This window comes from Sporosarcina sp. FSL K6-1508 (assembly GCF_038007465.1).
Taxonomy (GTDB): domain Bacteria; phylum Bacillota; class Bacilli; order Bacillales_A; family Planococcaceae; genus Sporosarcina; species Sporosarcina psychrophila_B.
This window is the reverse complement of record NZ_JBBOXF010000001.1, coordinates 1,693,092-1,717,747: the sequence shown is the minus strand read 5'-3', so window position 1 is coordinate 1,717,747 and position 24,656 is coordinate 1,693,092. Positions and strand designations below refer to the sequence as shown.

Sequence of the window (24,656 nt, the reverse complement as noted above, 5' to 3'; positions counted from 1 at the left end):
TTACCACCTGACTTTATCCATTATAAAGGAATTTTTTTATGCAGAAAATAAAGTTAGTGAACATTTCGGGAACTTTTTATATTGAATATATTTTAATGCAACACTAGTGATTTCACATAAATATTTTATTTTATTTACTTCCCAATGCTGAGGAATCTCACCAATCCATTCAACACCTGAATCTTTCATTTTCACATTCGGATTTAAACCTATTGTAACCGCTTCTGTAATGATTGATTGGAGTTGTTGTTCAAATAAGTTTATTAGTTGATATTTTCCAGCAATAATTTCTTCGAATACTTTAGTTTTCTTATCAATATATTTTCGAATTTTCATTTGTACTTCATATGTTGGAACGTCAATTTCTAAATTTTTAATAACATTAACTGCCAACCCCGGTTGTGCAGCAGAAATTGAATATTGATTTAAATTCATATTTTCTAATAAATAGTATAGCCATCCGTTATCAACATCTTTATTTCTGGTCACTACAACAGCATGTTCAGATGCATAAAATTTTCCACTAACTTCTCTTACATTTCCACAATTTGCACCTTGACGACCAATTAAAATATGATCTCCATCATGTGTATACGAATTAGTGTATCCTCTTAGTGCCCCCCCACCGTATACAGGAAAGTCACCTTCAGCTTCTATTAATTCACTTGTAATACTATCCCCACTTCTCATGTCAGCTAAGTACTTCAATTTTGCTTTTTCCCAATTCATAAAAGCACCTTCTTCAACTGCTCAGTAATCTCCACTTCCAACTCACGAATCTCATACATAACCTCTGCTGAACTGCGTAGTGCAGTATATTTGTAGAATTGGCGTGTGAATGGGATTTCGTAACCGACTTTTGTTTTCGTTTCATCAATCCATGCGTCTGTTACATGTGGCAATACTGCACGAGCAAAGTATTCATGGATACTTTCTTTTAACGGCACGCTTTCTGTATCACGTAAATCGCTATCTGGCTCGATGTCTGTTTTATTTTTCATACATACATCTGCTGTTTCGTCTTTCTCAGCAAAGCCAGCTAAAATCGCTTTTAACACTGGTGCGCCAATTGTAATATTTGCTGCTTTTAGTGCATCCTTTAACACTTTCGTAAATGCTTCACGGTTCTTGAATAATTCATCACTTTGCAAACCTCGCAATACCGCAATGATATTCGTTTGCAGTTCTTTGCCAGCTTCGATTTCTGACAGCCCTGCATCGCCTTTTTTCTTCGATGATGCTAAGTTCGAAAAACTTTTTTCCTCTACGACACGTGCAATACGCTCTTCTGACACTTGGAAGTTTAAACGTAATGGACGTTCCACCTTAATTTTTGCATAGCCAAAATCCTCATTATCGAAAATCTTTATGTGCTCGCCTTCTTTGAAGTCACCGTATAAACGTACGATTTCGTTCAATTGCTCTTCTGAAATTTCATTACGCTTACTGCCCATACTTTTCTTCATCTTTTTCGAAAATTCCACCGCATTCACAAGCTGCACTTTTCCTTTACGAAGTGGTGCTTTATCGTTCGTTAAAATCCAAATGTATGTGGCAATGCCAGTATTGTAAAACAAGTCGTTCGGCATTGCGACGATACCTTCTACAAGGTCATTTTCTAATACATACTTACGGATTTCACTTTCGCCAGAGCCTGCATCCCCTGTGAATAATGGTGAGCCGTTCATAATAATCGCTAAACGAGAGCCTTGTGGGTTTTCAGCTGTTACTGGCTTCATTTTTGAAATTAAGTGCAGTAAGAATAATAACTGTCCGTCACTTGAACGAGGTGTACCCGGGCCAAAACGTCCATCGAAGCCTTGTTTATCATGCTCATCTAAAATCGGCTTTTGGTATGATTTCCAGTCAACACCATACGGAGGATTACTAATTAAATAATCGTATTTCTCACGTGAGAATTGGTCATTTGATAAGGTATTCCCTAAACGAATATTTTTGGCATCTTCACCTTTAATCAGTAAGTCTGATTTACATATAGCGTATGATTCAGGGTTAATTTCTTGTCCGAAAAACTCTAGATGTGCAGATGGGTTAATGCTCGCTAAATATTCCTGTGCGACAGAGCCCATGCCCCCTGTACCAGCTGCTGCGTCGTATAACGTTTGCGTTAAGCCTTGCTTCGTTAAAATGCTCGCATCGTCGTGTAAGAATAATAAGTGCGTCATTAAACGAATCACTTCACGTGGCGTATAGTGATCCCCTGCTTCTGCGTTTTCATTGAAACGACGGATTAATTCCTCAAATACATAACCCATATCGATATTCGACACAACTTCTGGATGTAAGTCGATTTCACTGAAACGTTTAATCGTTAAGTACAACATTTCATTTTGATCTAATTTATCGATTTGGCGGTCAAAATCAAAGTGATCCATAATGTCACGAGCCACTCTTGAGAAGCCATTTATGTAGTCACGTAAGTTATCTGCGATGTTATCTGCATCACTTAATAACTTGTTGAAATCATACTTACTTGTGTTGTGGAAGTTTTGTTTTGAGACACGGTTTAAAATCGGCTCACGTGCATCCTCATTCATACTAGCGAACTTTTCTGCAGAAGCTAATACTTCCTCTTTCGTGCTATCTAATACACAATCAAAACGGCGTAATACCGCTAAAGGTAAAACAACTTTACCGTAATCTTCTGGTTTAAATGGGCCACGCAAAATTTCAGCGATTGACCAGATGAAACTTACTTTATCTTGGAAATTGATCATTTCTAATTCCTCTATTCTTAAAACTATTTTGTTTTTATGTTACTCATCATCAAATATTAAGCTAACTCGAGTAAATTTGATGTCCATTAAGAATGATGTTGTTAATCATATTCAACCTGTATGTCGCAGTAAATCGTATGCTGTCACATTGTCCTACTGAGTTCGCAACATCTAACAATACCTAATACAATTATAAGTGTTGCAGCAACAATAAGTAACAGCATAGAATAATAAACTTCGCCAAGAGTAAAGGCGCCTTGCTCTTGACTTGATATTAGTAATTAATTACGGACACTTATTAATAAATAACAATAATGAGTAGGCTCTTAGATATCAGCTTCTCAATTCAGACAGGAGTATTTATATGACATATAACACAGCAAAATTAAGCGGTAGTTTACTTGAAACAGTTAGTCGCTCACATCCACCGAAAGCATTTAATAGAAATGGTGGCCGGAAATCTAAAGTAGAGCAATCACTTTCAACTTATATATCAGATGAAGAACATGCATTAGAAATAAAAGCGCATTCCATTAATAATACAATTCGGACATTTAAACGCTATGTATTCGCTAACTTCTCTAAAGGCTTTACATTACTAACACTTACATTCAATGATGCTTGTGATTTTGATGTAACAGATATTTCTATCTGTAAAGACAAGTTCACTTTATATTGGAAAAATCTCAAGCGCTCTAAACCACTTGTAGGTGTCGATTTACGTTATTTAGGTGTACAAGAATTTCAACAAAACGGACATGTTCACTTTCATATTCTCTGTCATATACCGTTACGTTATACCGAGCATTTGCAGTCAAAGTGGGTTCACGGACATCTACATAGCAGACGCTCTACCAAGGATCCTCTTTCAACTCGCAAAATTGCAAATTATTTAAAGAAAGGTATTTCCGACGAAAAGCTATCTAATGAAAAGCATCGTTATATGCGCAGCCGTAATTTAGAAACACCTATCGTTATCACAATCAATAACAACAAGCTGTCACAATTTATTCTCGCTAATAATAGCGAGCTTATTTATACATTTGATCATGAGTATGGCTTTACTTACAGCCAATATATTACCGATTTAACTGCCGATGACCTAAACGCATTTGCCGAAAGTGGTAATGAAGATGAATTGCTCTCTATACTAGATAAATTAAAATCAATCAACGACCCGAATCTATTACAAACAACATACTAATCATGAGAGACGAGGAAACCAACATGCCAAAAAATACAAAACTAATCAAATGCAAAGGTCATATCGAGATTTTCGATTATGATGCAAATACTAGCAAAAAGAACTTCAGTATTGAACAGGAAGGATATGTCCGATTAGCACGTATCATTCGCACGAACTTTAAAGTACAAGGGAAGCTCACATATGCTGCTCTTACCATACCAGTTGCATATACAAGCGAGGTAAAAGAACAGATTGAACAGTGGCTTAGTACTATCTCAAAAGCCACTGTAGCCGTTTTACAGCCCTCTACAGATACAACAATATTATATGTGTTAACAGATAACCTTCCAGTACTGCTTGCTGCAAATAACGATATTTCAATTATGAGTACTGAATGTCATACTGCCGAAGTACAAGATGTAATCAATATCTTTGTACAAGCCTTTGATACAGCAATTAAAGGGATGCTACGAAAAGCAAAGCAATTTCTAATCGAGCATTACCTTGAAGAACCGCTCACTCTACGTAATCGTAAAGCAGAGGCCTTTATTGAAAAGCACCGACTAATTGATCGAACACCCTATTCAACAGCAGATTTATTCGACTCTGGCTGGTTTACCGTTCAAAGATACATCATTTAAATGAAGCTAGCTTGCTTAAATTTAAGTATCATTAACAGCTATCAGCATTCAGCAACTCACAACACTTTTATTTAGAGATAAGCACTACCACTCCTACTTAAGTGAGTTCGATATAACAACACAAAGCTAGTACAATTAAAGATAGATGAGAGACAAGCAATGAATACGTGTAGCCGAAGGCACATGAAAGTAGAGGTGAGTAGAAAATGCAGCTAAATGATTATCCTGAAGTCCTTACTGTAAAAGACATTCAAACCATTCTAGGCATCGGCCAATCAAAGGCATACGGAATCGCTCGCTCTGGCGACTTCCACACAATCCGTATTGGCACCATGATTAAAATCCCAAAGCACACATTTATTCAATGGCTAAACGGTTCACGTAACTAGCATGTATACACGCAAAGGAACGTTTCTCCTTCACTAGTAGCTTTGCATAATTTAACCTAAGAACACAGATTACTGAGCTATAAATCAGTGATTTGTGTTCTTTTTTGCTTTTTATTGGCAACACTTTAAGTCCCCTGTAGAGTGACGCATATTTAGACCCAGGGGGCTACTAACGCCATAATTGAATGTCTCGAAGGGGAAGGTACCCCCTCACAGAAATTTTATAAATATTATTCATCTACTATGTGATTTATTTTGACCACTGAAAAAGACTTCGCTCTAAATGAACAAGTCCTTCCGATGATTAAAATACGTCCAAATACCATTACCATCTATATCAAAGAACGTCTCCTGTTGATCAGTGATAACACCATTGTCTAAGTAAGTCTAAATGATATCCAGACCATCTATAATACCAATTCTATTGGGGTCTGTTCCAAATTCAACATAATTCAGCTTTTATCCAAATCAATAAACTGGCCACGCTGATCTTCAATCCGATCCCCAACCATTTTAAAAAAACGGATCTATTAAATGTGCACCATACGGTCTTATTGAATAATAGTACATTATACCTTTCAATACCTCCAGGTAATTTGTATTGTGTTTTTATAACAATGTGAAATTAACACATTAATCAAACCCTTTATCAAAGCGCTTTCCCAAGCACAACATGCTTATATCACTCTTATACTCTATAAAATAGCTATTGAACATTTTTATATAGAATGCAATAATCTCCTTGGGTACTCCTATTTTTATAGGAAGGGGGAATAATAAAATGAATAGTTATTTAGATATTGAAAATAAAGTCTTAGAATATGAAAGACTCAATAAACTCTATCTTAATGAAGTTTCTAGCTCATTACCTTTTTTTCATGAAGAAAGAATAAAATTACACGATGAAAAAAAGCTGCTATTGTCTGAGATACATCAACAATATAAATATCTCAAAACAGACATGGAACAAAACTTCGAACCCAGTAAACACATTAGAGATTTTATTTCTAGCACTGGAGTCGAAAATATAATACACTCAGTTGTAAGTAAATCCGAAAAAATAAATTCTGAATTCTATTAACTAGGTTATAGACTTATCTTGAATACAATTGGTTAAGAAATAAATTAAATTTCATGCAACTAAACCTGCTATCTAATGATATTGAATCCATTAGAAGCAGGCTTAGAATACAATCACATGTTATTTAATATCTGGTTTAACTCATCATTCTCTGTTTTAGATAAGGTAATCCCCTTTCTCATTTTCTCCTTACTCAGTCTCGGCTCCCAATCATGTAAATCTTACTTTTGTTGATTGCCATTTCAGCTAATTTGATTTAATTCTTTTGTCCATCATTTTGAAGATCCTGAAATTAAAGAATGGTAGATAAGATGCCCTAGGTAAGAATATATGACCATACAGAGGGTATTGCATAGTTTCTCCAAATAACACAGGTTATAAAACCGCTAAAACTGTAGTTCCTTTCAATGAGATCCTCGACCACATTTTTTATACAACTTCTTTTAATGTGGATTATTTAATTAATAAAAAAAGCGACTTCAGATATGAGAAATCGCTTTTCTTATCATATATAAAACCTTGCCCCCGCTCGGATTTTATTGACTATAACTCTCTAAAAATTCATTAATCTCTTTACGTGATACACGTTTAACTCCGTCTAATTCGCAAATTTTAAGTCCAATTTTCCTGAATTTATTGAATGTATTAACCGAAACACCAGCATAACTAGCTCCCTCTTTAATACTCATCCAGTCCTTTGCAAATAATACTTTTTGATGTTGTTCCATTGCCTGTTTAGTTGCCATGAGAACAACAGTTTTTATTTGCTCTTCTAATCCTTGTGGCATATCTAGTTCGATTCTCAATTTTAACCCTCTCTTCCTGTTACTCCTCTCTCCGGTTTTAACTACAGTAATATTTGTATTTTACTGCTTCTAGATATGAATAATAGCAAACACATTTGCAAATAGCAACAACTTAATATTAATTTGATACAGCAACAATTTTCAGGTACACTAAATAAGTGAAAGGAGTTGATTACTATCAATACAGAATTAGGACTTGCCATTAAAGGAGTAAGAAACGATAAAGGACTTACTTTAAGTGACTTATCTGAGTTATCAGGAATATCAAAACCCTATTTATCACAAATTGAATCTGGTAAAAGACAACCATCTACAGAAATATTAAAGAAGCTAGCAATAGCATTAGAAATCCATTATTTCGACTTACTAAGACTAGCAGGTCACAATGAATTAGTTGAATTGTATAATGCAAAACAATCAAAATATAACTCCTTAAATGCAGGGGAATCGACAGCTATGAATCAATTAAAATCTCGACTAAATGCTTTTGAACAAGCAACAGATTTAAAACAGTTATTAGAACATACTCTTTTAACTTTAAAAGTAGAAAATATTAAGCCTTACTACAATGGTCACTTATTAACAAAGAGAGACTGTGAGAGAATTTTAGCTATGCTAGATATTCTCTTACCACAATATCAGTCTCTTGGTGATGATTTTAAAGTTTAAAAGGTTATTTCCCTTACCTTGCCCCCGCAATCAGTTGAGGAGGAATAAACAGGCATGGCAAAGAAAAAGGTATCACCTATTAAAAGCTATACGTTAAAAAATGGTGAGACACGATACGAGTTTCCAGCTTATTTGGGTGTGGATCCACTAACCGGTAAACAGAAGCGTACATTGAAGCGTGGCTTTAAAAAACGTAAGGAGGCGGAATTAGCATTAGCTCGTATTAAGCTAGCTGTTGCAAACGGTACGTACCAACAAGAACGTGCTGAAACGTATCAAGAAATTTACGACTTATGGGTTCAGCAATATGAAAAGACTATTGAGGAAAGTACATTTGTAAAAACAACAGGCATTTTCAGAAATCATATTCTTCCTGCAATGGGTGCTTATAAAATTGAAAAGATACATGTTGATGTATGTCAGAAGCATGTGGATGAATGGGCGGCGAAGTTAAAGAAGTTCCGCATGGTAAAAGCGTATGCTTCGAAGGTATTAGACTTTGCGATTAAACGTGGCTATATCCAAACCAATCCGTTTGCACACGTAGATATGCCCGCCACCGCCTCTAAGAAGGCTATTGTAAATGATGACGATGAGGCGGAGAACTTCTACACTCGTGAGCAGCTTATTGAGTTCCTATCATGCTTGGAACAAGAAAGTAACTACAAAGCGTATGCTCTCTTCCGATTATTAGCGTTCAGTGGTATGCGTAAAGGTGAAGCACTCGCTCTTACATGGAATGACTTAGACTTCACAACAAACGAGCTACGCATTAATAAGGCCCTTTCACGAGGTAAAGATAATCGTCTCTATTTGAAATCTACGAAAACAGGTGCTGCACGTACAATCAAAATGGACGACAAGACAATGGCCATTTTAAAAGTGTGGAAGAAAGAGCAGAAGAAAAATTATTTAATACTGGGCTTTAATACGTTGCAACCAAAGCAACTTGTATTTAGCAATGAGCACAACGAATACATGCAGCCTACCAAAACTCGTAAGTGGATAGTGCATGTACAGGGTAAGTACAATCTAGGTTCAATCACAACACATGGTTTACGTCATACACATTGTTCGTTGTTATTTGAGGCGGGTGCCAGTTTGAAGGAAGTACAAGATCGTTTAGGACATACTGATGTACAAACGACGATGAACATCTACGCACACGTTACGAAGAAGGCGAAAGAAGAAGCGATACTGAAGTTTGCAAGCTATATTGAAATGTAGATGTATGACTACGCTTTGACTACGTTTTTGACTACGTTCGATTGATATTCAATGATATCATATGAAACAAGGTAAAAGAAAAAGCCCTTGATATACAAGGGTTTTGACGGTGTTTGAAACCATATGATTTCTTAATATGGAGACGGCGGGAGTCGAACCCGCGTCCAGAGGCTCCAACACTTAAGCATCTACGCGTGTAGATTGTCTATTTGGATTCGCGTGGCATTATGCCGGCAATCAGGGCGTCATGTACGCTATCTTGGAAGTCTCTTCCGGCTGCCTCAAGAGGCAACAGCCGTCGTATCCCACTAAAGGTTGAGCCCTACAACGCCACATGGGCGATGGAATTGCAAGGCAGATTCAACAGCTTACGCTGCGAATGCTAGGTTGTTGTTAGTTTTGCCTGTTATTATAAGGTGTCGTTTCTGACGGAGCCGAACCCTCCGACGCGCAACTCAAGCTCAGACCACCCCTGTCGAATCCGTAACGTCCCCAAAAGGGATGTCAGGATAACCTAATGAAAGGCTTCTGAACTGCTTACTGTATTTAGTATACCTTATTTTGACGTTTATTTCAATACTTTTGTCTATCTCTAAGTGCACGGTCGATTTCACGTTTCGCATCTTTCTTCTTAAGATCTTGGCGTTTATCGTAATCTTTCTTCCCTTTACCGACGCCGATCAACACTTTCGCGAAGCCATCTTTTAAATACATCTTAATTGGAACAATCGCGAAACCCTGTTCTTTCGTCCGTCCAAGTAATGTGCTAATCTGCTTCTTATGGAGAAGTAGTTTTCTAGAACGCAACGGATCATGATTAAACTGGTTGCCATGATCGTATGGACTAATATGCATATTGGAAATCCATGCTTCGTTATTGCGGATTCTTACAAACGCATCCCTCAGTTGGACTTTACTATTACGAATTGCTTTGATTTCCGTACCTTGCAGGACAATGCCTGCTTCGATTGTTTCTTCTATTGCAAAATCATGATTCGCCTTTTTGTTAACAGCGACTACCTTCCCTTGGCCTTTCGCCATTTCTTTCACCCCTTGTGAAAACTCGGGAGCGGCCTAGACCGCTCCGGCTTTACTTTTTCTTTTTAGGTTTAGGTTTACTACCCGTTTTTTTAGCTACATTTTCATAAAACTTTTTCTTTTTGCTATATGTCCCGCTTTTCTTTTTATCTTTTGATTTGTCTCCGAATTTATTGTCACCATCTTTTTTCTTTGCATGAATCACTTTCGGAGTTTCTTTACGTGTCCGTCGGAAGTTCTGTTTCATCCCAACTATTTCAAAATCGATTGCTGACTCTTCAGGTTTCACAGCGATAACTTTCACAGTTACTTCATCGCCGAGCCTGAATTGCTTACCAGAATGTTCACCGATCATCATCATTTGTCTGTCGTCAAACCGGTAATAATCGTCGTTCATATGACTAACATGAACAAGACCTTCGATTGTATTTTCCAATTCGATGAATAGACCGAAGTTCGTAACGGAAGAAATTACTCCCTCGAATTCTTCTCCAATTTTGTCGAGCATGAATTGTGATTTCTTAAGTGATTCTGTATCACGTTCTGCTTCAACAGCACGGCGTTCCCGTTCGGATGTGTGCTCTGCAATATCGGATAATACCGCACCCCAATGTGCAATTGTTTGTGCCGAAACATCTTTCTCGATTAGATATGTCCGGATTAAACGGTGGACAATCAAGTCTGGGTAGCGGCGGATTGGAGCCGTGAAATGTGTATAAAACTCTGTGGATAATCCAAAGTGTCCAAGACTTTCATCGAAATATTTCGCTTGTTGCATGGAGCGAAGAAGCATTGTAGAAATGACCGTTTCTTCTGGGAGTCCTTCGATTGATTCGACAATTTCCTGTAAAGCTTTTGGATGTACTTTATTACCCGTACCTTTCACAACAACACCGAAATTAGTTAAGAACTCAAAGAAACGTTGTAATTTCTCGGCCTTCGGGTCTTCGTGAATCCGGTAGATGAACGGCACTTGAAGCCAGTGGAAATGTTCTGCAACCGTTTCGTTCGCAGCAAGCATAAATTCTTCTATTAGACGTTCTGACACTGTACGTTCCATAATCACAACATCTGTCGGCCATCCTTTTTCATCAACAAGGATTTTCGATTCTTTGAAATTGAAATCAATGGCGCCGCGGTCTTCTCTCTTTTGCTTCAAAATGGCCGCAAGGTCGGCCATATGATTGACCATGGGAACAATATGCGCATATCTTTCCGACAGTTCCTCATCTTTTTCTTCGATGATTTTATAGACTTCATTATAGGTCATACGTTCTTTCGAGCGGATTACACTCTCAAAAATTTCATGCTCGACGACTTTCCCGTTGCGATCTATCGTCATTTTACACGATAGAGTAAGTCTATCTACACCCGGGTTCAGTGAACAAATACCATTCGATAATTTATGTGGCAGCATCGGAATAACTCTGTCTGTCAAGTAAACACTTGTGCCACGGTCATACGCATCATCACCCATCGGAGAATTTTCCGTCACATAGTAGCTGACATCCGAAATATGGACAGATAACGTATAAGAACCATTATCATTTTTCACTACTGAAATGGCATCATCAAGGTCTTTGGCATCCGCGCCATCAATTGTAATTGCCAGTTCTTCTCGAAGGTCACGACGTTTGAACAAATCTTTTTCCTGAACTTCATCTGGAATTTTATTTGCTTGGTTTAGTACCTCCGGTGGAAAATCAACTTCAATTCCATGCTTATGGATGATAGACAAGATATCCACGCCTGGATCATTTTTGTGACCAAGAATCTGTACTACCATACCTGTCGCCGATTTTGCATCATTCGGCCACTCCGTAATTTCAACAACAACCTTATGACCATCCACCGCATCCAGTGAATTGCCTTTGCCGATGAACACATCCATTGGCAACTTCTTGTCATCAGGAACTACAAAGCCGAAGCCTTTATTGTCTTGGTACATGCCGACCACTCTTGTCGTCTTCCGTTCGACAACACGTGTGATGGAGCCTTCTCGTCTGTCACCTGCTGTACCATTTGTAACACGAATGAGGACCGTATCCCCGTTCATCGCTCCATTGACTTCATGTGGCGGAATGAAGACATCATCCATACCTTCTGTTTCGGGCGCGACAAAACCAAAACCTTTGGCATGCCCGATGAACTTGCCACGGAGAAGATTCATGCCCTCTGGTAGGCCATACCGGTTCGTTTTCGAGCGAATAATCTGCCCTTTCTGCTCAAGGTCAACAAGCATTTTCACAAGTTCTTTGAACTCCGCCGCCTGCTCAAATCCCATTTGTTCTTGGATTTCCTGTACAGTTAGCGGCTTATAGGTTTCTTCCTTCATAAGAGACAGCAATTTTTGCTGCATTTCTTGATCTAAATTATCCAATTGCATCACTCCTTCTAAGTATATAGTATGGTCATCAGTCTGACATTTCACACGTTCCAGTCCAGAGATTCAAGAAATCTCAAAATGTCTTCATGTAGCTGCACTTTTTCTGGCCCGAGTGTAATGACATGCCCTGATTGCTCATACCATTTGATTTGTTTTTCGTCGGATTCAGTGTTGTCATAAATGACAGTTGCTGAATCAGGATCGATGACATCATCGAGTGTCCCTTGGACGACAAACAGCGGTGCATAAGTATGATCGATATGATCGCGTACATCATAGACAAGTGAACGAAGATCTTTGAGTGAAGGCATTTTTTCGTCGCGGAGTGACATAACTTCTTTTTCTATATCTTCTGCGCTTTTTCCTTCATACTTCTTGTACTCCCGTGCATATTTCAAGACACCTTCATACATAAGTTCGGTCGTTTTCATCGACATTGGTGCGCACATAGTGACAATGCCCTTCACTGGTTTGTTATACCCCAATTTAAGTGAAAATACGCCACCGAGAGACAATCCGGCGACGGCAATCTCATCATATCCTGCTTCCTGCAATTGAGTATAACCTGCTAGAACGTCTTCCCACCATTCTTCAGGACCTGTATGTATCAATTCTTCCGGTGGAACACCATGTCCTTTATAATGGGGAGCAAGCGTTGTATAGCCTTTTTTCTCAAGAAATCGACCCAACATCCGTACATCAGCCGACGTTCCAGTAAAGCCATGGAGCAGTAAAACTGCACGCTTCCCTCTTTCGAAAAAGAATGGTTTCGGTTGTGCAATTCTCATTTCTATCACCCTTCCGTATCAAGTGTAACGTCAATAAGCAAGGAATGCTTTATCCCCGCTTATTGGTATGGAACTCTTGTTAAGAATGCCCTATTCAGCGGCAATAACTGTGTAACGTACATCTATTCTCTCCAAAAACCGAGCTTTTAGAGATAGAGAATAGTCATAACTACTTTCTGAAGTAGTCGTTTACCGCCCGTTAAAGCGAGAAAAAAAACGCCCGACCAGTCGGAAGGTCAGGCGATAATAGTTTATTTAAGATTGTTCTAGCTAATTTTATACTTTCATAATGACGATCGCCAATACGATAAACAAAACGGCAAGTACAACTGTGACCCGTTGAAGTACAAGGTCAAGTCCGCGCGCTTTTTGTTTTCCAAAAAGTTGTTCGGCTCCACCAGAGATGGCACCTGATAGACCTGCGCTTTTTCCGGATTGCAATAATACGACCACGATCAATGATAGTGCTACGATAACGAGCAGTGTCATCAGCAAAGTATGCATTTTGTTCCACCTCCCGATTCGAACTTCACAACAGTTCTATTTTACCAAAGTCAGACTGTCGTTACAACCTATTGTTCTAATTTTAAGACAGAAGTCGACATAGAAACATTGGGAGTTTCCATCCGATCGCTCAAATCCCAGAGAAAAACCCGCCGAAGCGGGTTTTATTGACCATTATTTTTTCAAGTTATAAAACGTCTTAACGCCAAGGTACTCAGCAGTGTCGTCAAGCTGATCTTCGATACGGAGCAATTGGTTGTATTTTGCAACACGGTCCGTACGAGAAGGTGCCCCCGTTTTAATTTGTCCAGCGTTTGTTGCCACTGCGATATCAGCAATTGTCGTATCTTCTGATTCACCCGAACGGTGAGAAATAACTGCCGTATAGCCAGCGCGTTTCGCCATTTCAATCGCATCAAACGTTTCCGTCAATGTACCGATTTGGTTCACTTTGATAAGGATTGAGTTCCCAATACCTTCTTCAATGCCGCGTGCCAGTTTTTCTGTGTTCGTTACGAACAAGTCATCTCCGACAAGTTGGATTTTTTTACCTAAGCGGTCGGTCAACAGCTTATGACCCGCCCAGTCGTTTTCATCCAAACCATCTTCAATTGAGATGATTGGGTATTTATTGCAAAGTTCCTCGTACCAGTCTACCATTTCAGCGGAAGTTTTCACGATGCCTTCTCCAGCAAGATTGTACGTGCCATCTTCTTTATTGAAAAACTCAGATGATGCAACGTCCATTGCAAGAAGAACTTCCTCACCTGGTGTGTAGCCCGCTTTCTCGATTGCTTCTAGGATAATGGACAGCGCTTCTTCGTTAGAAGCTAAGTTCGGAGCGAATCCGCCTTCATCACCCACTGATGTATTTAAGCCTTTTGCCTGTAGAACAGACTTCAAGCTATGGAAAATTTCTGCACCCATGCGCAGGCCTTCGTGGAATGAGTCAGCACCGACTGGCATTACCATGAACTCTTGAATATCAACGTTGTTATCCGCGTGCTCGCCGCCGTTTAGAATATTCATCATTGGTACCGGTAATTGTTTTGCGTTAATGCCACCTAGATATTGATAAAGGGGGATGTCAAGATAATCAGCAGCTGCATGTGCAACAGCTATTGAAACGCCAAGGATTGCATTTGCACCCAATTTTCCTTTGTTAGAAGTGCCATCTAGCTCAATCAATGCTTTGTCTATCGTCACTTGATCAAGAACTGAATACGCATCTTCCAATTCCTCTGAAATAACTTCATTGACATGGTCAACCGCTTGAAGGACACCCTTGCCGAAGTAGCGATCTTGGTCGCCATCACGTAATTCAACTGCTTCGTATTCACCTGTCGAAGCGCCAGATGGAACGATTGCCCGGCCAAATGCACCACTTTCTGTAAATACTTCAACTTCTACTGTTGGATTTCCACGTGAATCAAGTACTTCTCTAGCTTGGATAAGTGTAATGATTGGCATGTCATTCTCCCCTTTTAAAATAATGGTGTGCCGGTCATTTCTGCCGGTTGTTCTACTTGTAATAATTTTAACATTGTTGGTGCCAGGTCCGCGAGTTTACCGCCTTCATGCAATACAATTCCCGGCTTCGTAACAATCACGGGTACAGGATTTGTTGTGTGCGCCGTCATCGGTGCGCCATCCTGCGTTGTTACTTCGTCAGCATTGCCATGATCGGCTGTTACAATTGCTGAACCGCCTTTCGCATGTAGCGCATCAATAATTTTGCCTAAGCATAAATCGACTGTTTCAATCGCTTTAATCGTCGGTTCCAGCATTCCGCTATGTCCAACCATATCCGGATTGGCAAAGTTAAGGATGATGGCATCATAACGGTCAGCTTCAATTCCTTCGATCAGTGATTCAGTCACTTGATAAGCACTCATTTCGGGCTGCAAGTCATACGTCGCAACTTTAGGTGAGGCTATCAAGATCCGTTCTTCACCTTCGAACTTGTCTTCTCGTCCGCCGCTCATGAAAAAAGTGACATGTGGGTATTTCTCGGTTTCTGCAATACGAAGTTGCGTCAAACCGTTGCGGGCGATAACTTCACCGAGCGTATTTTCCAAGTTTTCACTATTGTAGACAACATCTGCAGCAATTTCATCGCTATAATGTGTGAACGTCACAAATTTTAAGTCCTTATACTTTTTCGTTCCTGTTTCAAATTCATCAAACGTACTGTCTGTTAAGGTACGTGAAAGCTGAATTGCACGGTCTGGACGGAAATTAAAGAATACAACTGCATCTCCGTCTTCAATCGTTGCGACAGGCTTGCCAAGTTCTTCAATCACGAAAGGCACTACGAATTCATCATGAATGCCTTGTTTATACGATGCAAGTACCCCTGCGGTCGGTGTTGTCGCCGTCAAGGCAGTGCCTTCTACGATTGCACCATAGACCTTCTCTAAACGCTCCCAGCGCTTATCGCGGTCCATCGCATAATAACGTCCTGAAATGCTTGCGAACTTACCGACTCCAAGTTCTTGCATGACCTCTTCAGTCTTTTCGATATAATCAAGCGCCGATTGCGGACTTACATCGCGGCCGTCCAAGAAAGCATGAACGAACACTTTGTCGAGTCCGTTCAATTTTGCAAGACGGAGTAATGCGAATAAATGCTCATAGTGGCTATGTACACCGCCATCAGACAGCAAACCCATCAGATGCAGTGCAGAACCGTGTTCTTTCGCATGCGCAACTGCGCGCAATAGCGTTTCATTATCGAAAAAGTCCGCTTCTCTGATTGATTTATTAATACGCGTCAAATTCTGATAGACGATACGACCGGCTCCGATATTCAGATGCCCCACTTCGGAGTTCCCCATCTGCCCTTCCGGAAGACCAACCGCTTCCCCGCATGCTGTCAGCGTTGAATGCGGGAAGTTGTTCCATAGAAGATCGAAATTCGGTTTATTTGCCTGTGCGACGGCATTGCCGAGCTGATCATCCCGGAGACCGAAACCATCCAGAATGATAAGCGCTACTGGGCTTTTACTCATGTGCTCCAGCCTCTATCAATTTCAAAAATGATGCAGGTTCTAGACTTGCGCCGCCGACAAGCGCGCCGTCGATGTGTTCCATTGTGAGAAGTTCTTCAATATTATCTGGTTTGACACTGCCGCCGTACTGAATGCGAATTTCGTCTGCCACGTTTTCAGTGTACAGTTCGCCGATTGTTGTGCGGATTGCACCACATACTTCATTCGCATCTTGCGCAGTTGCCGTTTTCCCTGTGCCAATAGCCCAGATTGGTTCATATGCAATTACTGCTTTTGCTGCTAATTCAGGGCTGATGCCTTCAAATGCTTTTTTCACTTGCCCTGCTACTAAGTCGACTGTTTTACCACTTTCCCGATCTTCAAGGGATTCTCCCACACAGACGATTGGCGTTAATTGGTATTCGAATGCAGCGTGGACTTTTTTGTTAACGGATGCATCTGTTTCATTAAAGTATTGGCGGCGTTCTGAATGTCCTAGGACAACATAGCCAGCGCCAATTCCAACGAGCATCGCCGGGCTGATTTCACCCGTAAAAGCGCCTTCCTTTGCATCGTGCATGGTTTGTGCACCGATCCCTAAAGCCGAGCCTTTCGTTACCTGTACAAGTTCTGAGAGGTATAGAGCTGGTGGACAAATGACCGCTTCCACTCTTTCTGTGAACGGTACCTTGTCTTTCACTTCATTCGCAAAACTTTTTGCTTCTTCAAGAGACTTGTACATTTTCCAGTTACCTGCAATTATTCGTTTTCGCAAAATGTTTCCCTCCAATCAATTATCGTTCAGTGCAGTGACTCCCGGTAAGTCTTTGCCCTCCATGAATTCAAGAGAAGCCCCTCCACCAGTGGAAATGTGATCCATTTTGTCTGCTACACCAAACTTCTCGACAGCAGCGGCTGAATCGCCTCCGCCAATGACCGTATAGGCTGTTGTTTCAGCCATTGCTTTTGCAACTCGTTGTGTTCCTCCAGCGAAAGGCTCCATTTCAAACACACCCATTGGTCCATTCCAAATAATTAATTTCGACTCTTTAATAACGTCTGCGTAAAGTTCAGCTGTTTTCGGTCCAATATCAAGACCCATCCAACCTTCTGGTATGGAATCGATATCCACGTTCTTTGTCTCTGCATCGTTTGAAAACGAATCAGCTATGACAACGTCGATTGGTAAATACAAATTAACGCCTTTATCTTTGGCTTTTTCAATAAATGATTTCGCTAGGTCGATTTTATCTTCCTCAAGAAGCGAGTCTCCTATTTCATGGCCTTGTGCTTTGGCAAATGTATACGATAATCCGCCGCCGATAATCAAGTTATCCACTATGTCCAGAAGATGATCGATGACGCCAATTTTGTCTTTCACTTTAGCCCCGCCGATAATCGCTGTAAACGGACGATCCGGTTCTGATAATGCCTTGCCGAGAATGTCCAATTCTTTTTCAAGCAAGAGGCCTGATACAGCCGGGATATGTTCTGCAATGCCTGCAGTAGAAGCATGCGCTCGGTGCGCAGCGCCAAATGCGTCATTGACGAAAAGATCAGCAAGCGCTGCAAATTGTTTTGCTAACACTGCGTCGTTCTTTTCTTCTCCAGCATGAAATCTGACATTTTCAAGAAGAATGATATCGCCGTTTTTCATTGTCGAAATGGTTTTCTCCACATCTTCTCCAATGGATGAATCGAGCTTTGTTACCGGTTTACCAATCAATTCCGCAAGTTTTTCCCCTGCAGCAGTCAGCCGCATCTCTTCATTTACTTCGCCTTTCGGACGCCCTAAATGACTTGCTAGAATAACTTTCGCGCCTTGTTCAACCATATAATTGATGGTCGGGATTGCTGCACGGATTCTCGTATCATCCGTTACGTTTCCATCTTCCATTGGCACATTGAAATCCACCCGGCAAAAAACCCGTTTCCCTTCAAGCTGCATATCCTTCATCGTCTTTTTCGACACCATGAAAATGCCCACCTCCATGTATATTAAAAAAAATGAGGAACGGGGTATCCCCGCTCCTCTTACCCAACTTTATTATAAGGGGTCTTGTCGTTTATGGCTATATTTAACTATTTACAAGCCTGTACGGTACATGTAAAGTGCCAAATCAATACAACGTGCAGAGTAAGCTGATTCATTGTCATACCAAGAAATTACTTTCACCATGTTGTTTTCAAGGACCATTGTTGAAAGGCCATCTACAGTAGAAGATGAAGTATTTCCGTTGTAATCTTTCGATACGAGTGGTAGTTCATTATAAGCTAAGAACCCTTTTAGCTCATTTTCAGCCGCGTTTTTCAATGCATTGTTCACATCAGCAATTGTCACATCTTTCTCAAGTTCAGCGACAAAGTCAACAAGTGAAACGTTTGGTGTTGGAACGCGGACAGCCATACCGTCAAGTTTGCCTTTCAGTTCAGGAATAACTTTCGTTACAGCTGAAGCTGCGCCAGTCGTAGTTGGAATCATGTTTTCTGCAGCTGCACGAGCACGTCTGTAATCCGAATGCGGTAAATCCAAGATGCGTTGGTCATTTGTGTACGAGTGAATTGTTGTCATTAGACCGCGTTTTACGCCGAATTGATCGTGAAGTACTTTTACAACAGGCGCAAGACAATTTGTCGTACATGATGCATTCGATACGATGTTATCAGTTGCCGGATCGTATGATTCGTGGTTAACTCCCATTACAAGTGTCGTGACATCGCCTTTTGCCGGTGATGACAAGATAACTTTTTTCGCACCCGCTTCAAGGTGTTTGCTCAATCCAGCTCTGTCAGCAAATACGCCTGTCGACTCGACGACAACGTCAACCCCAAGTTTGCCCCATGGTAGCGCTGCTGGATCTTTTTCTGCATATACTCTCACTTTTTTGCCATCGACAATAAGCGTGTCATTATCCGAACTGACTTCTGCGTCAAATACACCATGTACAGAGTCATACTTCAAAAGATGTGCAAGCATTGCCGCATCCGTTAAATCGTTTACCGCCACGATTTCAATATCCTCTTGTTTCAAAGCTTCGCGGAATACCTTACGTCCAATCCGTCCAAATCCGTTAATTGCAATTTTCAAAGTCATAATAAATTCCTCCAATTAGTTTTTATTTTTAGTAAGAACAGCGAATGGCGACTAGCTGCTGTTCCACGTTAGATACTTTCTCACACCTATACAATGCTCATCTAAACTTATTCCCCGAAACAGTCTGCGTTAGTCATTTAAATACTTATTTATTAACGAGTATTTTCAGCATTTCAGTTGCTGCACCTTCGTCCGTTATTAAAATCGTCTGTTTCGGCGCACTTGCCATATAGGCCAAGATAGCTTCGGCTTTACTGCTTCCACCCGCAACCGAAATGATGAGTGGAATCTTCTCAAGATGGCCAGTCTGAACTCCGACAGTCCGTAACCTATGAACGACATTCCCCTCGGAGTCGAAATAGTAACCGAATGCTTCGCCTTTAGCCCCATTATTTTGAATCATATGTTGCTCTTCTGGCGATGAGTTACGTAAGACGGCCATCGTTTGTGCGTCGCCAATTCCATGAAGGACACAGTCTGTCGTTTCGTAAAGTTGAAGCATTTTCAAAACAGATGGTTCTTTTCGAAACGCTTCATGCGCTTCTTCACTTAATGACTCGGGATAATAAAATGTACTGTACGTACCACCACATGCTGCGGCGAATGAAGCTGCAATGACATTTGCCTGCAATCCAATATCGTCACCAACACCGCCTCTAGCGGCGATAAACAATAAGTTATTCGCATCGTTAAATTTTTCGATATGAAGCGGTATCGATGCGATTGTACTTCCACCAGTGACGGCGACTATTTTACCTTCGCCAATTTTAGTGGAGAATTGTTTAGCTGCTTCCATGGCGAGCAAACTTTTTGAAATTGTATCGGTATCACAGTTACCTGCAACAACTTTGACTGATTGAATTCCTAGAGACTCACTCAGCTTCTTGGCAATCGACGCGCGGCCTGACCAGTCTTCCATTGAAGGCTCAAGTGCAAGTAAGACAGTTAGCCCTTCAGTGGTAATTGAAGCGCCGTCTTTCGCAATTTGGATAAGGTTCTGTCCTCGCAGCAAATCCATCACCGTTCGAGTTTCTCGCTCTGATAAACCAGCCATCTGACCAAGTGGACGTCTCCCAATCGGACCAGCCATTTTTACAAACTTTAATATTCGATATCTTTGTTGCATTAACTCCATCATTTCTGGAACGAGCTTCCTTTGTGCCTCCATCAAATCGTCCAATGGTTGCCCCCCTCAACTGAAAGGGACAAATATCGTCCCACTATAATGTAAAACGTCCCACCTAAAGCAAAAAAATATTTCTTACTTCAGTATATGCTTTTCCATTCAGCTTTTCAACCAAAACAGACTAATTTTCAGAATAAAGCGAGGATGTCTACATAGCCAATTGAGCCGTAAAGCAATACTGTATTATCTTTTTCGATGACAGGAATCATTAACATATATTTTTCATGACTTTCATCATCTGTTTCTATATCCACTTTAGTCCATGTAAGCGGAAAATCCTCTTGAACAAGTTTCATCATTGATTCCGCTTCATCACAAAGATGACAACCCGGCTTTGTATAAAATGTTACATGCACCCAAATGCACCTCTCAACTTTTAGTATGATTTCAGTATAAATGAATAACGGGCGGCATGCACAGGATGTTGCCTGTATCTGCCGCCCGTTATTATTTTAGCGTTACCAGCTTCGGCCTGCTCCGCCTCCACCACCGGAACCGCCACCGCCACCTCGGAAACCGCCGCCTCCGCCGCCAAATCCGCCACCACCGAATCCACCGCTTCCGCCACCAAAGGAACCGGGGAAGAAGATTGGTCCGCCGCGCCGCCTTCCACCTGAGCCTCCGCCTCCGCCACGGCCCCCTTTACCCATCACGCGGAAGATTATATAAATTGCGATGAATATGAGAACCGGAAAAGGTATTCCGAATTCAGAGTTATTTTTTTGGGAGTCGGGCATCTGAATTGGTGCGACTTCACCATCCCAGTTATATTCAGCCGCGATCTCGTTGTAAAACGCCTTATATGTTTCCATAATAGCCATGTCAGGTCTTTCTTGTTTTAAGTAGGGAATCGCCAGATTATCAATGATGCTCCCCACTTTACCATCTGGGAGAGCCCCTTCTAACCCATAGCCCGTTGTAAGAAAGATCTTTCGCGAGCCTTCTTTCCCCTCAACCTTTTCAGTTGTCACAACAAGCAATGCGCCGTTATCCGCTTCCTTTGTTCCTAACCCATATTCCCGCAATGCTTTTACAGCAAATTCTTCAACCGCTTCATCACCAATCGTAGGCATAATTAGCACAGCAAGTTGAGCTGTTGTGGCATCATCCAGTTGCATTCCGTACCGCGTAAGCTCTCCCTTTTGTTCAGGGCTTAGGATATTTGAAAAGTCTTGGACATAGATACTGCTTCCAGTCGGAGCGGGGACGTCAGCCGCAAACGCCATTCCATTAAATGACATGAAGAAAATCAAACATGTCATCGCAAGGAAGCAGACAGCTTTTCGAATCATTCTTTGCCATCTCCAAAATCGACTTCAGGTGCTTGATTTGCAGCTGCATCGGCTTTAAAATATTCTTTTTCGTCATAGCCAAAAATAGAGGCTACGATTTTTCCAGGAAATCTTTTCACTTGTCTATTGAATTTAGCTACTTCATCATTGTAATCTTTACGTGCAACACCTAAACGATTTTCAGTTCCAGCAAGTTCATCCATTAATTTAGTGAAATTTTCATTTGCTTTTAAATCAGGATAATTTTCGACCACTACGAGAAGGCGGCTGAGTGCTCCGGACAATTCAGTATTCGCTGCTGCTTGTTCTTCCGGTCCGGCTGCTCCTGCAAGTCTTGCACGAGAATCCGCAATGTCACTGATAATCTCTTTTTCATGACTTGCGAAACCTTTTACCGTACTTACCAAGTTCGGAATTAAATCCAGTCTTCTTTGTAGTTGGTTTTCAACTTGCGCATAGGCCTGATCCACATCTTCTTCAAGATTCACAAATTTATTGTAACTCGGAACTAATATCATAGCCAAAACTGCAAGTATGATTACGATTACCGCAATCGGTCCTAAAATCTTTTTCATGTCATCGCCCCTAACTAGTTATTTACCTTCATTTACCCTTTACAACAGCGTGTTGAAACTTTTTGCTACAGTAGTATATACCGTATGACTATTGAAAAGGTTTCATTTATTCTGTATCAATATTTCTTAATTAAACCGGGAACAAACGTGGCATTGCAACAAAGAGTGTTGTGATGCAATTCTTCCACACTGCATAATCCGCGTCTTATGGACTCCCAACTTTTCAAGCGCCTGTTGCCTTCTCTCGCAAGTTATTCACAATTTCCTGCAAATCGAGTAGGAGGGAGTGATTAACTCCCGACCTCTCACACCACCGTACATACCGTTCGGTATACGGCGGTTCAATTAAGATTGATGACGCAAAATTTCGTAACGTGATAGTAGACTTTTGAGCCCTTGGGAACTCCAATAGGAGTTTCCGAGGGTTCTATGTAATACAGGACTTTTAGAAATTCTCCAGTAACTTTTACGCGAGTTACCCCATTCGTATGCCTTATCTTTCGGCGCACCTAATCCAATGAGCTTCCTCACCTTCGTACTTGGTTTCTTCCAGTTTTTCCACATACACATTCGAAGTCTTCTTCTAATCCATGAATCGAAAGCTCTGAAAACGCTTGGCGTATCCGCCAATGCAAAATAACCGCACCACCCCATAAGGTATTGATTTAGTTTCTTGATTCGATAATCCATCGGATAGGGTTTCTTCCTAGAGGTTATCTCTCGGATTTTATTCTTCATCCGTTTCATACTTTCTTTGGCAATCCGAACCTTTGGTTCTTTATGTAAAGTAAAGCTGAATCCAAGAAACTTCCTCTTCCAAGGGCGGTCTACCGCAGATTTATTCAGGTTAACTTTCAACTTAAGCCTTCCTTCAATAAACGAAGTGACAGAACCCATGACTCGATTTCCTGCTTTCTTTGTTTTCACATAGATGTTGCAGTCGTCAGCGTATCGGACAAATTTATGTCCTCTTTCCTCCAATTCTTTGTCTAGATCATCAAGGACAATATTGGAAAGTAATGGACTGAGTGGGCCACCTTGCGGCGTACCTTCCTCATTGGTTGTCACGATACCATTTATCATAATTCCTGATTTCAAATAGTTACGGATTAGCTTAAGCAGACGTTTGTCTTCGATTCGTTTCGAAAGTGTTCCCATTAACCTGTCATGGTTCACTTTGTCAAAGAATTTCTCCAAGTCTATATCGATTACCCACCGATTACCTTCCTGCATATATCCTTTCGCTTTCCTTATTGCGCCGTGGGCGCTTCGCTTTGGTCGAAATCCATAGCTATGTTCTGAAAACGTTGGATCATACAAAGTAGTTAATACTTGGGCAATGGCTTGCTGAATGAGACGATCCGTCACGGTAGGGATACCTAATAACCGCACGCCACCGTCAGGTTTCGGGATTTCGACCCTGCGGACAGGTTGCGGCTTATAAGTACCCTCAAGAAGTTCCATTTTCATGGATTCCCAGTGTTCCAAGATGTGCTTTCGTAGGTTTTGTACGGGCATTTCATCTACACCATGGCTCCCTTTATTGCGTTCTACCCGTTTCAGGGCAGAAAGCAGATTTTCACGCGACAGTATTCGTTCCATCAACATTGGTTACGCCTCTTTCCGTGAACAACGCTTCTTCTTATGCCAGCTCTGCTCCACCATCTCGAAGTCCCCCATGGGATTCACCACTTCCTCCTTCAAGCATGCCTTATCGGTTATCTGTGTTCTTCGCAGGTTACTGAATGCCAAGATGTTGTTCTCTCTTAATTGTTCAGCCCTTCCCATTCTGCTCGAGTTCGAATGGTACTATGGCTTCTGCTGACTTCTGATTGTTCAGCTACCCATCACTGAGTAGGTTACCAAGTGTACTCGGCGTTTCAATCAGACCTCCCCAGGTAAGAACGTAGTCTTTCCCTCCACCTATCTGCTTCATTTACTGCATATGACCTTCGGCAGAAAGGGCTTTGTTTTGTTAAGCAAACTCACCCAATCATACACAGCCTTATATGAAGTTCGTGTTCCTCAGACCGGAGGTTTGCCGCTCGCTTCCTTCAGATTCCACG

Annotated in this window: 23 protein-coding genes and 1 other RNA gene; 6 read left to right on the top strand and 18 right to left on the bottom strand. The window is 40.9% G+C overall.

Features of this window, described 5'->3' with window-relative positions; translation table 11 throughout:
• Positions 1-36: 36 nt before the first annotated feature.
• The gene (locus tag MKZ11_RS08520; RefSeq protein WP_340793812.1) at positions 37-729 is read right to left on the bottom strand and encodes a restriction endonuclease subunit S; all 693 of its coding nucleotides are present in this window, start codon (positions 727-729) and stop codon (positions 37-39) included.
• On the bottom strand, positions 726-2,738 hold the full coding sequence (locus MKZ11_RS08515; RefSeq protein ID WP_340793810.1) for a type I restriction-modification system subunit M: 2,013 nt from the start codon (positions 2,736-2,738) through the stop codon (positions 726-728). The genes MKZ11_RS08520 and MKZ11_RS08515 overlap by 4 nt, the downstream gene beginning before the upstream one ends.
• A 364-nt stretch (positions 2,739-3,102) precedes the next feature.
• Here MKZ11_RS08515 and MKZ11_RS08510 point away from each other — a divergent pair, with 364 nt between their 5' ends.
• The 4 genes from MKZ11_RS08510 to MKZ11_RS08495 all read left to right on the top strand — a co-directional run bounded on the left by MKZ11_RS08510 (position 3,103) and on the right by MKZ11_RS08495 (position 6,035).
• On the top strand, positions 3,103-3,942 hold the full coding sequence (locus tag MKZ11_RS08510) for a rolling circle replication-associated protein (protein ID WP_340793808.1): 840 nt from the start codon (positions 3,103-3,105) through the stop codon (positions 3,940-3,942).
• Between the two features lie 23 nt (positions 3,943-3,965).
• Positions 3,966-4,565: a hypothetical protein gene (locus tag MKZ11_RS08505; protein WP_340793806.1), complete on the top strand. Its 600-nt coding sequence runs from the start codon at positions 3,966-3,968 to the stop codon at positions 4,563-4,565.
• Positions 4,566-4,771: 206 nt separating this feature from the next.
• Positions 4,772-4,954, top strand: coding sequence for a helix-turn-helix domain-containing protein (locus MKZ11_RS08500; protein WP_340793804.1), 183 nt, complete (start codon positions 4,772-4,774; stop codon positions 4,952-4,954).
• Between the two features lie 781 nt (positions 4,955-5,735).
• Entirely contained in the window at positions 5,736-6,035 is a 300-nt protein-coding gene (locus tag MKZ11_RS08495; protein WP_340793802.1) for a hypothetical protein, read from the top strand.
• Positions 6,036-6,571: 536 nt separating this feature from the next.
• Here the strand turns inward: MKZ11_RS08495 and MKZ11_RS08490 are convergent.
• Complete coding sequence (locus MKZ11_RS08490; protein ID WP_340793800.1) at positions 6,572-6,841, bottom strand: DNA-binding protein; 270 nt, start codon at positions 6,839-6,841, stop codon at positions 6,572-6,574.
• Positions 6,842-7,009: 168 nt separating this feature from the next.
• Between MKZ11_RS08490 and MKZ11_RS08485 the strand changes: the two genes are divergently transcribed.
• Positions 7,010-7,510: a helix-turn-helix domain-containing protein gene (locus MKZ11_RS08485; RefSeq protein ID WP_340793798.1), complete on the top strand. Its 501-nt coding sequence runs from the start codon at positions 7,010-7,012 to the stop codon at positions 7,508-7,510.
• A gap of 54 nt (positions 7,511-7,564) precedes the next feature.
• Entirely contained in the window at positions 7,565-8,737 is a 1,173-nt protein-coding gene (locus MKZ11_RS08480) for a site-specific integrase (protein WP_340793796.1), read from the top strand.
• Between the two features lie 134 nt (positions 8,738-8,871).
• On the opposite strand, the gene ssrA is transcribed toward MKZ11_RS08480, so the two are convergent.
• From ssrA to ltrA, 15 genes are all read right to left on the bottom strand, one after another.
• Positions 8,872-9,231: a transfer-messenger RNA gene (ssrA, locus tag MKZ11_RS08475) on the bottom strand.
• Positions 9,232-9,310: 79 nt separating this feature from the next.
• Positions 9,311-9,778 carry an SsrA-binding protein SmpB gene (gene smpB / locus MKZ11_RS08470; protein ID WP_340793795.1) on the bottom strand — a complete coding sequence of 156 codons (468 nt, stop codon included), beginning with the start codon at positions 9,776-9,778 and terminating at the stop codon, positions 9,311-9,313.
• A gap of 49 nt (positions 9,779-9,827) precedes the next feature.
• On the bottom strand, positions 9,828-12,161 hold the full coding sequence (gene rnr, locus MKZ11_RS08465; protein WP_445327035.1) for a ribonuclease R: 2,334 nt from the start codon (positions 12,159-12,161) through the stop codon (positions 9,828-9,830).
• A gap of 41 nt (positions 12,162-12,202) precedes the next feature.
• Positions 12,203-12,949 (bottom strand): alpha/beta hydrolase, encoded by a 747-nt coding sequence (locus MKZ11_RS08460; protein ID WP_340793793.1) that lies wholly within the window; start codon positions 12,947-12,949, stop codon positions 12,203-12,205.
• Between the two features lie 276 nt (positions 12,950-13,225).
• Positions 13,226-13,453, bottom strand: a complete 228-nt coding sequence (gene secG, locus MKZ11_RS08455; RefSeq protein ID WP_067206024.1) for a preprotein translocase subunit SecG — start codon at positions 13,451-13,453, stop codon at positions 13,226-13,228.
• 174 nt (positions 13,454-13,627) lie between these two features.
• Positions 13,628-14,923 (bottom strand): phosphopyruvate hydratase, encoded by a 1,296-nt coding sequence (gene eno / locus MKZ11_RS08450; RefSeq protein WP_340793791.1) that lies wholly within the window; start codon positions 14,921-14,923, stop codon positions 13,628-13,630.
• A gap of 14 nt (positions 14,924-14,937) precedes the next feature.
• Positions 14,938-16,464, bottom strand: a complete 1,527-nt coding sequence (gpmI, locus tag MKZ11_RS08445) for a 2,3-bisphosphoglycerate-independent phosphoglycerate mutase (protein WP_340793789.1) — start codon at positions 16,462-16,464, stop codon at positions 14,938-14,940.
• On the bottom strand, positions 16,457-17,218 hold the full coding sequence (gene tpiA / locus MKZ11_RS08440) for a triose-phosphate isomerase (RefSeq protein WP_340793787.1): 762 nt from the start codon (positions 17,216-17,218) through the stop codon (positions 16,457-16,459). Before tpiA ends, gpmI begins: the two co-directional genes overlap by 8 nt.
• Before the next feature lie 15 nt (positions 17,219-17,233).
• Positions 17,234-18,415, bottom strand: a complete 1,182-nt coding sequence (locus MKZ11_RS08435; protein ID WP_340796950.1) for a phosphoglycerate kinase — start codon at positions 18,413-18,415, stop codon at positions 17,234-17,236.
• 114 nt (positions 18,416-18,529) lie between these two features.
• Positions 18,530-19,537 carry a type I glyceraldehyde-3-phosphate dehydrogenase gene (gap, locus tag MKZ11_RS08430; RefSeq protein ID WP_340793785.1) on the bottom strand — a complete coding sequence of 336 codons (1,008 nt, stop codon included), beginning with the start codon at positions 19,535-19,537 and terminating at the stop codon, positions 18,530-18,532.
• 145 nt (positions 19,538-19,682) lie between these two features.
• Entirely contained in the window at positions 19,683-20,717 is a 1,035-nt protein-coding gene (locus MKZ11_RS08425) for a sugar-binding transcriptional regulator (RefSeq protein WP_340793783.1), read from the bottom strand.
• Between the two features lie 134 nt (positions 20,718-20,851).
• On the bottom strand, positions 20,852-21,079 hold the full coding sequence (locus tag MKZ11_RS08420; protein WP_340793780.1) for a glutaredoxin family protein: 228 nt from the start codon (positions 21,077-21,079) through the stop codon (positions 20,852-20,854).
• Positions 21,080-21,181: 102 nt separating this feature from the next.
• Complete coding sequence (locus MKZ11_RS08415; protein WP_340793778.1) at positions 21,182-22,015, bottom strand: TPM domain-containing protein; 834 nt, start codon at positions 22,013-22,015, stop codon at positions 21,182-21,184.
• Positions 22,012-22,590: a LemA family protein gene (locus MKZ11_RS08410; RefSeq protein WP_340793776.1), complete on the bottom strand. Its 579-nt coding sequence runs from the start codon at positions 22,588-22,590 to the stop codon at positions 22,012-22,014. Before MKZ11_RS08410 ends, MKZ11_RS08415 begins: the two co-directional genes overlap by 4 nt.
• Before the next feature lie 345 nt (positions 22,591-22,935).
• A complete protein-coding gene (ltrA, locus tag MKZ11_RS08405) occupies positions 22,936-24,198 on the bottom strand; it encodes a group II intron reverse transcriptase/maturase (RefSeq protein ID WP_340792415.1) in 1,263 nt (420 codons plus the stop codon).
• Positions 24,199-24,656: the final 458 nt, after the last annotated feature.

Excerpts from the sequence above, each read along its gene's own strand:
- MKZ11_RS08510 (WP_340793808.1), top strand. The coding sequence starts at position 3,103 with ATGACATATAACACAGCAAAATTAAGCGGTAGTTTACTTGAAACAGTT.
- MKZ11_RS08500 (WP_340793804.1), top strand. The coding sequence starts at position 4,772 with ATGCAGCTAAATGATTATCCTGAAGTCCTTACTGTAAAAGACATTCAA.
- MKZ11_RS08480 (WP_340793796.1), top strand. The coding sequence starts at position 7,565 with ATGGCAAAGAAAAAGGTATCACCTATTAAAAGCTATACGTTAAAAAAT.
- MKZ11_RS08410 (WP_340793776.1), bottom strand. The coding sequence starts at position 22,590 with ATGAAAAAGATTTTAGGACCGATTGCGGTAATCGTAATCATACTTGCA.
- gpmI (WP_340793789.1), bottom strand. The coding sequence starts at position 16,464 with ATGAGTAAAAGCCCAGTAGCGCTTATCATTCTGGATGGTTTCGGTCTC.
- ltrA (WP_340792415.1), bottom strand. The coding sequence starts at position 24,198 with ATGTTGATGGAACGAATACTGTCGCGTGAAAATCTGCTTTCTGCCCTG.
- eno (WP_340793791.1), bottom strand. The coding sequence starts at position 14,923 with ATGCCAATCATTACACTTATCCAAGCTAGAGAAGTACTTGATTCACGT.
- MKZ11_RS08520 (WP_340793812.1), bottom strand. The coding sequence starts at position 729 with ATGAATTGGGAAAAAGCAAAATTGAAGTACTTAGCTGACATGAGAAGT.
- rnr (WP_445327035.1), bottom strand. The coding sequence starts at position 12,161 with ATGCAATTGGATAATTTAGATCAAGAAATGCAGCAAAAATTGCTGTCT.
- secG (WP_067206024.1), bottom strand. The coding sequence starts at position 13,453 with ATGCATACTTTGCTGATGACACTGCTCGTTATCGTAGCACTATCATTG.
- MKZ11_RS08460 (WP_340793793.1), bottom strand. The coding sequence starts at position 12,949 with ATGAGAATTGCACAACCGAAACCATTCTTTTTCGAAAGAGGGAAGCGT.
- MKZ11_RS08415 (WP_340793778.1), bottom strand. The coding sequence starts at position 22,015 with ATGATTCGAAAAGCTGTCTGCTTCCTTGCGATGACATGTTTGATTTTC.
- MKZ11_RS08505 (WP_340793806.1), top strand. The coding sequence starts at position 3,966 with ATGCCAAAAAATACAAAACTAATCAAATGCAAAGGTCATATCGAGATT.
- smpB (WP_340793795.1), bottom strand. The coding sequence starts at position 9,778 with ATGGCGAAAGGCCAAGGGAAGGTAGTCGCTGTTAACAAAAAGGCGAAT.
- gap (WP_340793785.1), bottom strand. The coding sequence starts at position 19,537 with ATGACTTTGAAAATTGCAATTAACGGATTTGGACGGATTGGACGTAAG.
- MKZ11_RS08495 (WP_340793802.1), top strand. The coding sequence starts at position 5,736 with ATGAATAGTTATTTAGATATTGAAAATAAAGTCTTAGAATATGAAAGA.
- MKZ11_RS08515 (WP_340793810.1), bottom strand. The coding sequence starts at position 2,738 with ATGATCAATTTCCAAGATAAAGTAAGTTTCATCTGGTCAATCGCTGAA.